General features: G+C 70.8%; 9 protein-coding genes. 7 read left to right on the top strand and 2 right to left on the bottom strand.

The features are described 5' to 3' along the window. Positions 1-9: 9 nt before the first annotated feature. Positions 10-1,263 (bottom strand): sugar ABC transporter substrate-binding protein, encoded by a 1,254-nt coding sequence (locus P5G50_RS00880; RefSeq protein ID WP_301209804.1) that lies wholly within the window; start codon positions 1,261-1,263, stop codon positions 10-12. A 337-nt stretch (positions 1,264-1,600) separates the two neighbouring features. Between P5G50_RS00880 and P5G50_RS00875 the strand changes: the two genes are divergently transcribed. From P5G50_RS00875 to P5G50_RS00855, 5 genes are all read left to right on the top strand, one after another. Next, entirely contained in the window at positions 1,601-2,656 is a 1,056-nt protein-coding gene (locus P5G50_RS00875) for a LacI family DNA-binding transcriptional regulator (protein WP_301209803.1), read from the top strand. 53 nt (positions 2,657-2,709) lie between these two features. Continuing rightward, positions 2,710-3,291 carry an antibiotic biosynthesis monooxygenase gene (locus P5G50_RS00870; protein ID WP_301209802.1) on the top strand — a complete coding sequence of 194 codons (582 nt, stop codon included), beginning with the start codon at positions 2,710-2,712 and terminating at the stop codon, positions 3,289-3,291. A gap of 158 nt (positions 3,292-3,449) precedes the next feature. Further along, positions 3,450-4,283 carry a DUF4097 family beta strand repeat-containing protein gene (locus tag P5G50_RS00865; RefSeq protein WP_301209801.1) on the top strand — a complete coding sequence of 278 codons (834 nt, stop codon included), beginning with the start codon at positions 3,450-3,452 and terminating at the stop codon, positions 4,281-4,283. Further along, positions 4,280-4,909: a PadR family transcriptional regulator gene (locus tag P5G50_RS00860; protein WP_301209800.1), complete on the top strand. Its 630-nt coding sequence runs from the start codon at positions 4,280-4,282 to the stop codon at positions 4,907-4,909. The genes P5G50_RS00865 and P5G50_RS00860 overlap by 4 nt, the downstream gene beginning before the upstream one ends. A gap of 248 nt (positions 4,910-5,157) precedes the next feature. Beyond that, the gene (locus P5G50_RS00855) at positions 5,158-7,299 is read left to right on the top strand and encodes an APC family permease (protein ID WP_301210033.1); all 2,142 of its coding nucleotides are present in this window, start codon (positions 5,158-5,160) and stop codon (positions 7,297-7,299) included. A gap of 6 nt (positions 7,300-7,305) precedes the next feature. Here the strand turns inward: P5G50_RS00855 and P5G50_RS00850 are convergent, their stop codons facing one another. Beyond that, positions 7,306-7,878 carry a CGNR zinc finger domain-containing protein gene (locus P5G50_RS00850; RefSeq protein ID WP_301209799.1) on the bottom strand — a complete coding sequence of 191 codons (573 nt, stop codon included), beginning with the start codon at positions 7,876-7,878 and terminating at the stop codon, positions 7,306-7,308. Positions 7,879-7,937: 59 nt separating this feature from the next. On the opposite strand from P5G50_RS00850, the gene P5G50_RS00845 reads away from it, so the two are divergent. Further along, complete coding sequence (locus P5G50_RS00845) at positions 7,938-8,936, top strand: TDT family transporter (RefSeq protein WP_301209798.1); 999 nt, start codon at positions 7,938-7,940, stop codon at positions 8,934-8,936. A gap of 141 nt (positions 8,937-9,077) precedes the next feature. Continuing rightward, the gene (locus tag P5G50_RS00840) at positions 9,078-10,442 is read left to right on the top strand and encodes an NAD-dependent succinate-semialdehyde dehydrogenase (RefSeq protein WP_301209797.1); all 1,365 of its coding nucleotides are present in this window, start codon (positions 9,078-9,080) and stop codon (positions 10,440-10,442) included. Positions 10,443-10,562 lie beyond the last annotated feature (120 nt).

The raw sequence follows: 10,562 nt of genomic DNA, 5'->3' as shown, positions 1-10,562 counted from the left end.
GACTGTCCCTTACTTGACCAGGGTTTCGAGGTTCTTCTGGGTGGCCTCGAGGATCGACTTCGGGTCGCCGGTGGCCAGCGACTCCAGCTTGCTGTTGAGGTCGGTCACCACGTCGGCGGAGCCCTTGGCGGTCGGGACGCCCTTGGCGTAGTCGGCGGCATCGAGGAACGGCACCAGCTCGGGGTTGGCGGACTTCCACTCGTCGGCGGCCGACTTGATCGACGGCATCGGGCCGAAGGCCTCGGAGAAGGCGAGCTGGTCGCTCTTGCTGGTCAGCTTCTCGACGAGCTTGAGCGCTGCGGCCTGGTTGGGGCTGTCGGCGGCGATGCCCCAGCAGTTGGTGAACTGCAGCGTGCCCTGGCCGGCCGGGCCCTTCGGGAGCTCGACGATCTTGTACTTCACGTTCGGGAAGTCGGCCTTGAGGCCGCCGGTGATCCAGTTGCCCTCGATGGTCATCGCGGCCGAGCCCTTGCCGAACGCCTCGCCGCCCCAGCCGGCGCCGAGATCCTTGGCGAACTTCAGCTCGCCGCCCTTGAGCATCTGCTGCACGTAGTCGAGCGCCTTCACGTTGGCGTCGCTGTCGGCGGTGGCCTTCGTGCTGTCATCGTTCATCAGGTTGCCGCCGGCCTGGACCATGAAGGCGCCGACGCGGGCGTACTCGCCCGAGATGCCGAGGCCGACCTGGTTGCCGGTGGTGAGCTTCTTGGCGACGGCCTGGAGGTCGTCCCAGGTCTTCGGGTAGTCGGTGTCGGTCAGGCCGGCCGCGCTCCACAGGTCGGTGTTGACCACGAGCTGGAGGGTCGAGAAGTCCTTCGGGGCGCAGTAGAACTTGCCGTCGTAGGTGAAGGACTTGACGAGGCTGGGGTAGAAGTCGTCTTTGTTGCTGAGCTGGTCGCCGTAGGCGAGGAGCGAGCCGTTGGAGGCGTAGCCCGCGAGCGCGTCGGTCGACAGGTAGAAGACGTCGGCCGGCTTCTTCGCCGCGAAGCCCTGCGAGAGCTGCTGGTTGAGGTCGGTGGCCGCGACGACGCTGGCCTTGGTGCCGGAGTCGCTGGACCAGTCGCCGACGGCCTTCTTGACCGCGGCGGTCTCGGCGTCGCCGGACGAGCCGATCATGACGGTCAGCGCCTTGTCGGACGACGTGAGCTTGCCCGAGTCGTCGCTGCTGCTGCCGCCGTTGAAGCCGGAGCCGCACGCGGTGAGGGCGAGCGCGGCCGCAGCGGCGACGGCGCCGCCTGCGAGCCAGCGGGGGATGTGACGGTGCATGGTGGTGTTCCTTCTCCTTGGTGTGAGTGTGCCCGGCGCTACGAGCGCGCGCGGGCTCTGGGGGCGAAGTCGTGGAGAACCGGCCGGAGTGCGGCGGCTGTGGACAGACGCGGGACGAGTGCGGAGAGGGGTGCGGGGACGCCTCGCTTCGCTGCGCGCATCCGACCTCCTCTGGCCCTGACTGGTCTCCCGTGACGGTGTTTGATCGATCAAATCATGCAGTGCTAGCCTGCACTTTGAACGATCAAACGGGAGTGGTCACACCATAACCATCGTGTTCCGAGGGTGTCAACCCGACCGCTAGGGTCTCAACAGAGTGAAGACGGGAGGAGGCCGCATGGGAGCGCAGCCCACGGTGAGCGATGTCGCCGACATCGCCGGCGTCTCGCGCCAGACCGTCTCCAACGTCCTCAACGCGCCGGAGCTCGTCCGCCCCGCCACTCGCGAGCGCGTCGAGGACGCGATCCGCGTGCTCGGCTACCGGCCGCACGCCTCCGCACGCCGCCTGCGCACGCAGAAGAGCTCGACCATCGGCATCCGGCTCGACCCGACCACGCAGGACGGCATCTCGGGCAGCATCCTCGACCGGTTCCTCCACGCCCTCACCGAGCGGGCGGACCGGCAGGGACTGCGCGTGCTCCTCTTCACCGCCGACGACCCCGACGACGAGATCGAGCAGTTCCGCCGGCTGTCGGACGCGGCCGATGTCGACGGCTTCGTGCTCACCTCCACGTTCGTGGGCGACCCGCGCACGCAGTGGCTGATCGACCACGGCCGCTCCTTCGTGACCTTCGGCCGCCCGTGGGGCATCGACGACATGACCGACCCGCAGCACCTCTGGGTGGATGTGGACGGCCGCTCCGGCCTGCGCGACGCGACCCGGCACGTGCTCGGGCTCGGGGCGCGCCGCGTCGGCTACCTGGGCTGGCCCGCGGGCTCTGGCACCGGCGACGACCGCCGGCTCGGCTGGCTCGAGGCCATGCGGGAGGCCGGGACCGTTCCAGAGGCCGGGCTCGCGTCGCTCGAGGCCGCCTCCGAGGACATGGTGCCGTCCGGCGCGGAGGCGATGCGGCGGCTGCTGGAGGCGGCGGCTGCTGGAGGCGGTCTGGACGCCCTGGTCTGCGCCTCCGACTCCCTCGCGCTCGGCGCGCTCACGGTCGTCGGCCGCAGCATCCCGATCGTCGGCTACGACAACACCCCGATCGCGGCTTCGCTCGGGTTCTCGAGCGTCGAGCAGCCGCTGGACGAGGTGGCGGCGGGCGTGCTCGAGCTGCTGACCGGAGCGCACGGCGGTCGCGTCGACACCGACGCCCCGGTCGAGGACCCCCGCCACCGCCTGATCGCGCCGCGGCTGGTCGTCCGCTCCGGCGACGCCCTCGTCTCCCCGAACTGACGTCCGGGCGGGCGCGAAACACCGGCGAAACGCGCGCCGCCGACAATGGAGGCATGACTCCACAAGAGCCGCTCCAGGAGGCGCCACGAGCGCTCCGCGTCCCGATCACCGTCTCCATCACCCGCCGCGTCGACGGCACCCGCCTGCCGGAGGTCACCCGCTGGGTGCAGGCCGGCGTGAACCTCGCGAACCGGTACGAGGGCTTCCTCGGCTCCGGCTGGGTGCGCGCCAACGCGCACTCCGACGAGTGGCACATGCTGTACCGCTTCGCCGACGCGGAGGCGCTGGAGGCGTGGGAGGCCTCCGACGACCGCGCGGACTGGCTGTACGAGGGCCGCGAGCTGGTCGAGGTGTCACGGGTGGAGCGGCGCACCGGCATCGAGGGCTGGTTCGACGAGCCGCAGCCCGGTGCGCCCGCCGCACCGCCGCGGTGGAAGCAGGCGGTGACGATCTGGCTGGGGTTCTTCCCGCTCTCGCTCGCCTTCACGTACCTGACCGGCTGGCTGATCCCGGGGTGGCACGCGTTGTGGCCGCTCGCCACCGTGCTGATCACGACGCTGTGCCTCACGCCGACGATGACGTACCTCCTTCTCCCCTTCGTCACGCGGGTGCTGCAGCCCTGGCTGCGGCGCTGACCCGCCCGCACGCCGCCGCTCGGGGGGAACCCTGAGCGCACCCTGAGATCTCCCGCGGACGCTTGCCCCGACCCGGCAACGCGATATATCGTGACTTTTGTCAACATCGCGATATATCGCGAGTCACCGAACAAACCACCGACACAGGGAGAGAAGCAATGGCACAGGAGAAGTGGCTGGTCCAGCCGGGCGAGAGCCGCACCATCGACGTGGAGGTCGTCCGCACGCTCAAGGTCGGCCTCCTCGGCGGCCAGATCGACGTCATCGGGCACGACGAGCCGGGCGCGCGGGTCGAGGTCCACTCGGTCCAGGGCCGCGACCTCAAGATCACCATCGACGGCGACCGGCTGGAGATCGACCACCCGCAGCTGCGCTGGGACAACTTCATCGAGGTGTTCTCCTCGATGCGGTCGAGCGCCAAGGCCGACATCAGCGTGCTCGTCCCGCGTGACGTCGCCCTGAAGTTCGGGGTCGTCTCCGCCTCCGCCCTCATCTCGGGGCTGGCGACCGACGCACGCCTCAGCACCGTCTCGGGCGACGTCGTCGTCGACGGCCTCACCGGCGACATCGAGCTCAACTCCGTCAACGGTGAGCTCTCGGCGCGCGACCACACCGGCCGCATCGTCGCGCACACCGTCTCGGGCGACGTCACGGCCACCGGCGCCATCCGCCGGTTCTCGGTCGACGGCGTCTCGTCCGACGTGATGGTCGACATCTCCGGCACGCCGGACGAGATCCAGATCAACACGGTCTCGGGCGACTCCACCATCCGCCTCCCGGAGGCCCTCGGCGCGCGGTACCGCGTCAACACGGTGTCCGGCAAGGTGCAGCTCGACAACATCACCGTCGTCGGCCACGCGGGCAAGGGCTACACCGGCACCTCCGGCTCGCTCGACGGCTCGTGGGTCGAGGTCAGCGTCAACTCCGTCTCGGGCGACGTGGCCGTGCTGCGCAGCGCCTCGGACGCCCGCAGCGAGGGGGCGACGGCGTGACCCCCGTCTTCTCGCACGGCAGCCTCCGGCTGTACCTGCTCAGCCTGCTCGACGAGCGGCCGCGGCACGGCTACGAGCTGATCCAGGCGCTCGGGGACCGCTTCGGCGGCACATACAGCCCGAGCGCCGGCACCATCTACCCCCGGCTGGCGAAGCTGGAGGAGGAGGGGCTCGTCACCAAGACCGCGGACGGCCGCAAGACGGTCTACGCCATCACCGACGCCGGGAGGGCCGAGCTGGCCGCCCGCCGCTCGGACCTCGACGCGATCGAGGACGAGCTGACGGACTCGGTCCGCCGCCTCGCCGACGAGGTCCGCTCCGGCGTCGACGGCGCCATGCGTGCTCTGCGCGCGGAGCTCGCCTCCGCCGCCCAGGAGGCGCGGCGCGGCGGCGAACGCGTCGACCCGCGCCAGGAGCGCAAGGACGCCGCTCGTGACGTCCGGTCGGCGGCCAGCGCGGCCGCCCGCGAGGCCGACGCCCTGCTGAACGACTTCCGCCAGCAACTGCGCACGGAGTTCCGCCTCCAGGCGTCCCGGGGCACGGTGCCCGACGAGGTCGTGACGCTGCTGAAGGACGAGCTCACCCGGGCGAAGCGCGCGGTGCTGCAGGCGCTCGGCCGGTCATGAATCCGCCGGTCGGAACGGCTTTCCAGACACTCGCAGCAACTCTCGGCTCATGCTCATCCGGCTCCCAGTGAGGCCGCGCCTGCTCGCGCCGCCGCGCGATTCCGCGGCGGCCGGGCAGGCGGCTGCGCGGGGTCAAGTCTTTGCAGACCCGCACGGTTCTGCGGCGACGCCGCGCCGACTTGACAGCGTATTCCCGGCGCGTATGCTCGCATCTCGTGACAATCGAGGGGAAGTCCCCCAAGCGCTGGCTGATCGGTGACCCGCTGCCGAGCGAGAAGCTCGAAGGACAGCTGCTCCCGAAGCACCTCGCCCTACCCATCTTCGCGTCGGACGCGCTCTCCTCCGTGGCGTATGCGCCGCAGGAGCTGCTGATGATCCTGCTGCTCGGCGGACTCGCGTTCCTGAGCTTCGCGCCCTGGGTGGCGGCGGCCGTCGTCGTGCTCCTGATCACGGTCGTGCTGAGCTATCGCCAGCTGGTGAAGGCGTACCCCTCCGGTGGCGGCGACTACGAGGTCGCGCACAAGAACCTCGGCGAGAAGGCCGGCCTGGTGGTCGCCTCCGCGCTGCTCGTCGACTACGTGCTGACGGTGGCCGTGTCGGTCGCCTCCGGCGTCGACAACATCATCTCGGCGCTGCCGTTCCTCTCGGCCTGGCGGGTGGAGCTCGCCATCCTCTGCGTCGTCATCATCGCCGCGGTGAACCTGCGCGGCGTGCGCGAGTCGAGCAAGGCCTTCGCCGTGCCGACCTACATCTTCATCGGCAGCATCTTCGTGATGATCATCACGGCGCTCGTCCGGACCGTCTTCGGCGACGCGCCGGTGGCCGAGTCGGCGTCGTTCCAGGTGCACGCCGACGGGCTCACGCAGGCGGCGGTCGTGCTGCTGCTGCTGCGCGCCTTCTCGAGCGGCTGCTCCGCCCTCACCGGTGTGGAGGCCGTGGCCAACGGCGTCCCCGCGTTCCGCACCCCGAAGATCCGCAACGCCCGTGCCACGCTCGGCATGATGGGCGGCATCGCGATCGTCCTGTTCGCCGGCCTCACCGCGACCGCCCTGATCAGCGGCGTGCACTACGCCGAGAACCCGTGCGACCTGCAGGGCTGGGCGCAGTGCGCGACCGAGCCGCAGCGCAGCCTGATCGCGCAGATCGCGGCCGCGACCTTCGGCAACAACACCGTCTTCTTCTTCCTGATCCAGGCCGCGACCGCGGTGGTGCTGCTGCTGGCGGCGAACACCGCCTTCAACGGCTTCCCGCTGCTCGGCTCGGTGCTCGCTCGCGACTCCTACGCCCCCAAGGCGCTCAACACGCGCGGCGACCGGCTGGTGTACTCGAACGGCATGATCCTGCTGGCGCTCGCCGCCATCGCGCTGCTGCTCGTGTACCAGGCGAACCTGACGCACCTGATCCAGCTCTACATCATCGGCGTCTTCGTCTCGTTCACCCTCGGCCAGTCCGGGATGGTGAAGCACTGGATCACGCTGCTGCGCTCCGGTGGGCAGACGGGCCGCGAGCGCACGAGCATCGTGCGGTCGCTCTGCATCAACGCGTTCGGCGCCTGCCTGACCGCGATCGTGCTCGTCGTCGTGACCATCACCAAGTTCACGCACGGCGCCTGGCTCGTGTTCCTGTTCATGCCGATCCTGTGGTTCCTGATGCTCGGCGTGAACCGGTACTACCGCGATGTCGAGAAGGAGGTGGAGGTCGACCCGGTCACCACCTTCGGCAGCGTCGGCGACCACGCCGTGGTCCTGATCGGCAAGATGCAGAAGCCCGCCCTGAAGGCGCTCGACTACGCGATCGCCGCCCGGCACGACTCCATCGAGGCCGTGCACGTCTCCATCGACGAAGAGGCGACGCAGAAGCTGCAGCGGCAGTGGATCGAGCAGAACATCCACGTTCCGCTCACGATCATCGAGTCGCCGTACCGCGAGTTCGGCCTCCCGCTTGTCAAATACATCAAGCACCGGCGCGAGGAGCACGGTTCCGAGGTCGTGACCGTGTACCTGCCGCAGTACATCGTCGGCCACTGGTGGGAGTCGCTGCTGCACAACCACCGCGCCCGCCGGATCAGCAAGCAGCTGATGCTCGTGCACGGCGTGACGGTCGCGCTGGTGCCGTGGCTGCTCGACTCGTCGTCGCTGATCTACGGCCGTCGCTCCCGCCCGCTGCCCGGTCAGGACCGCCGCGGCGAGCCGGTGCGCCCGGTCGCCCGGCGGCCGCTGGTGCCGGCGTCGAAGCCGCACGCGCGCATCCACATCCACTCGGTGCCGTTCGGCGTGGGGGAGCAGGAGGGCGGGGCCGGCTCGACGGCGCCGGTGACGCCTCCCGCTGCTCCGCCCGCGGAGACGCCTGCGGTCACTCCGGCGGCGGGCAAGCAGCGGGTGAAGCGTTGAACCCGCTCACGCGCTGACGCGCGCCCTCGCCGCGAATCGCGCGACCCGGGCGCGGTTGCCGCACCCCTCCGGCGTGCACCAGCGCCGCTTGGCGTTGGTGGCGACGAACAGCTGATCGCAGTCGTCGGCCGCGCACGCCCGCAGACGCCCGGCTCTGGCCGCGTCGGCGGCGTCGAGGAGCGAGCGGAGCACCGCGGCGCGCGTCCCGTCGACCGTGCCGTCGGCGGGTGATGGGGTGCGTGCCGCGAGGCCGGTGTCGCCGGCTACGAGCTCCACCCGCGTCGGCGCCGCAGCGAGCAGGCGGTTCGCCTCGGCGAGGTCGGCCGCGTCGGGCGCCTCTCCAGCGCGTATCGCCGCCAGCATGCGGCCCGCCAGTGCGCGCAGTCCGCGGGTCTCCTCCGCCTCCAGGGGAGCGAGGGGAGGCTCGCCCTGCGCGGTGCCGCGCGTCGCCTCGAACGCCCAGAACGCCTCCACCGCACCGTCGGCGTCGAGTTGGTCGAGCGCGGGGGTGTGCGCCGTCTTGAGCGTGTTGACGAGGTCGATCGCGAGCGGCTCGCCCAGCAGGGTGAAGGAGGCCATGCGGTCAGTCTACGCGTATCTAATGGATTATCGGGAACAAAACCATTAGTCTCAGCGTCATGTCAGCCATGACGCCTCGCGAACGCATCCCGCTCAACACCCTCGCCGTCCCATTCGGGCTGGCCGGCCTCGCCGAGGCCTGGACGGCCTCCTCCTCCGTGCTCGGCCTGCCCGAGGTGGTCGCTGACGTGTTCTGGCTCATCGCCGCGGCCGGCTGGGTCGCCATGATCGTCGCGCACGTGGTGCGCGGGGTGCGTGTGCGCCTTCCGCTCGCCGAGCAGCTGCGGCACCCCGCGCAGGGACCCGTGGCCGCCCTCGTGCCGGTGGTCGGGATGCTGCTGGGCGCCCGGCTCGCGCGCGTACTGCCGGTCGCCGGAAGCGCGCTCGTGCTCGCCTCCATCGCCGCCGCCCTGGTGCTGGCCGGCTGGCTCGTGGCCCGCTGGCTGCGTGGCGAGGCGACACCCGCCTCCGCGCACGGCGGATACCTGCTGCCGACCGTGGCTGCAGGGCTGGTCGCCGCGTCCGCCGCGGCGCAGATCGGCTGGACGGGGCTCGGCTGGGCGGCCTTCGCGGTCGGGATGCTGTTCTGGGTCGTCGTGTTCGCGGCGCTGCTCGTGCGGCTCGTGGCCGTGCCGGCCCTCCCCGCACCGCTGACGCCGACCCTCGCGATCCTGGTCGCCCCGCCCGCGGTCGGCGGCCTCGCCTGGATCGCGCTGACCGGCAGCGCCGAGGGCCCCGTCGTCGACGGGCTCGCCGGGCTGACCGTGCTGCTGGTGGCGGTGCAGGCGGCACTGCTGCCGGTGTACCGGCGCACGCCGTTCAGCCTGGGCATGTGGTCGTTCACGTTCCCCTTCGCCGCGGTCGCGGCGTTCCTCACCGAGGTGCTCGCGCCGGCGCCCGTCGTCGGGGTCGTGGCCGCCGTGGCGTCGGCCTTGGCGATCACGACGCTGGTCGGCTGGGTCGCGGTCGCCTCCCTCCGCCTGATCGCGCGCTCGCGGCCCGGGCGGGCGGAGGCGGGCCTCGCCGCCGCGGACGAGCGGGTCGAGCTGCGGGCCTGACCCCCTCCCGCGCCGCCGTCCTCCCTGTACGCGCTGGCGATCGCGGCTCGAGAACTGGGACACTGTGTCGAGGCGTGCCGATCGTCTGACGCGTAGTGTCGTGCGGATACGCCTGCCCATCCGATGGAGAAGAGGAACGCTATGAGCTACGCCGTGACCAATCCCGCCACGGGCGAGACGGTCAAGACCTACGACACCATCAGCGACGCCGACCTCGACGCCGCGATCGCGGCCGCCGACGACGCCTTCCGCACCTGGTCGAAGACGACCACGGTCGAGGACCGCGCGGCCCTGGTGCGCCGGGTCGGGGAGCTGCACGTCGAGCGCCGCGAGGAGCTCGCCGACATCATCGTGCGCGAGATGGGGAAGACGCGCGAGCAGGCCCTGGGCGAGGCCGACTTCGCCGGCGCGATCTACGAGTACTACGCGGACAACGCGACGGAGTTCCTCAAGGACGAGCCGATCACGCTGCTCGACGGCGAGGGCTCTGCGGTCATCCGCCGCTCGGCGCTGGGCGTGCTGCTCGGCATCATGCCGTGGAACTTCCCCTACTACCAGGTGGCGCGGTTCGCCGGGCCGAACCTGATCATCGGCAACACCATCCTGCTCAAGCACGCGGAGCAGTGCCCCGAGTCGGCCGCGGCGATCGAGCGCATCTTCCTCGACGCCGGCTTCCCGCAGGGCGCCTACGTGAACATCTACGCCGACCACGGGCAGATCGAGCGCGTCATCGCCGACCCGCGCGTGCAGGGCGTCTCGCTCACCGGCTCCGAGCGCGCCGGCGCCAAGGTCGCCGAGATCGCGGGCCGCAACCTCAAGAAGGTCGTGCTCGAGCTCGGCGGGTCCGACCCGTTCGTGCTGCTCTCGACCGACGACCTCGACGCGACCGTGCAGGCCGCGGTCGACGCCCGCCTCGACAACAACGGCCAGTCCTGCAACGCGGCCAAGCGCTTCGTGGTGGCCGACGGGCTGTACGACTCGTTCCTCGAGAAGTTCACCGCCAAGCTGGCGGAGGTGGAGGCGACCGACCCGAACGCCGACGACGCCGCGCTCGGCCCGCTCTCGTCCCTCCGCGCCGCCGAGAACCTCGACGAGCAGGTCAAGCGCGCGGTCGAGAACGGCGCCACGCTGGTCCGCGGCGGCGGCCGCAACGGCGCGTTCTTCGAGACCACCGTGCTCACCGACATCACGACCGACAACCCGGCGTCGAAGGAGGAGTTCTTCGGCCCGGTGGCGCAGGTGTACCGCGCCAAGGACGAGGCCGACGCGGTCCGTATCGCCAACGACACCCCGTTCGGCCTCGGCTCGTACGTCTACACGACCGACCAGGAGCAGGCCCTGCGCGTCGCCGACCAGATCGAGGCCGGCATGGTGTTCGTGAACGTCGTGCTCGCCGACGGCGCGGAGCTGCCCTTCGGCGGCATCAAGCGCTCGGGCTCCGGCCGTGAGCTGGGCCGGTTCGGCGCGGACGAGTTCGTCAACAAGAAGCTCATCCGCATCGGCTGAGCCTCCTGCTGTATCGAGCGGCCATCCTCCCTTCGTGGAGGGTGGCCGCTCGCTTGTGTGCACGGACTTGACTTTGACGTAACGTCAACTTCTAGCGTGGGCTGGGCAAGCGCACGAGAG

It is taken from the genome of Leifsonia williamsii (assembly GCF_030433685.1).
Classification (GTDB): Bacteria; Actinomycetota; Actinomycetes; order Actinomycetales; family Microbacteriaceae; genus Leifsonia; species Leifsonia williamsii.
The sequence above is the reverse complement of the archived record's forward strand: the minus strand, read 5'-3'. Positions and strand labels throughout refer to the sequence as shown.

Bases quoted from the DNA above. Each gene is read 5' to 3' on its own strand.
- P5G50_RS00845 (WP_301209798.1), top strand. From the start codon at position 7,938: ATGTCAGCCATGACGCCTCGCGAACGCATCCCGCTCAACACCCTCGCC.
- P5G50_RS00865 (WP_301209801.1), top strand. From the start codon at position 3,450: ATGGCACAGGAGAAGTGGCTGGTCCAGCCGGGCGAGAGCCGCACCATC.
- P5G50_RS00850 (WP_301209799.1), bottom strand. From the start codon at position 7,878: ATGGCCTCCTTCACCCTGCTGGGCGAGCCGCTCGCGATCGACCTCGTC.
- P5G50_RS00840 (WP_301209797.1), top strand. From the start codon at position 9,078: ATGAGCTACGCCGTGACCAATCCCGCCACGGGCGAGACGGTCAAGACC.
- P5G50_RS00875 (WP_301209803.1), top strand. From the start codon at position 1,601: ATGGGAGCGCAGCCCACGGTGAGCGATGTCGCCGACATCGCCGGCGTC.
- P5G50_RS00880 (WP_301209804.1), bottom strand. From the start codon at position 1,263: ATGCACCGTCACATCCCCCGCTGGCTCGCAGGCGGCGCCGTCGCCGCT.
- P5G50_RS00870 (WP_301209802.1), top strand. From the start codon at position 2,710: ATGACTCCACAAGAGCCGCTCCAGGAGGCGCCACGAGCGCTCCGCGTC.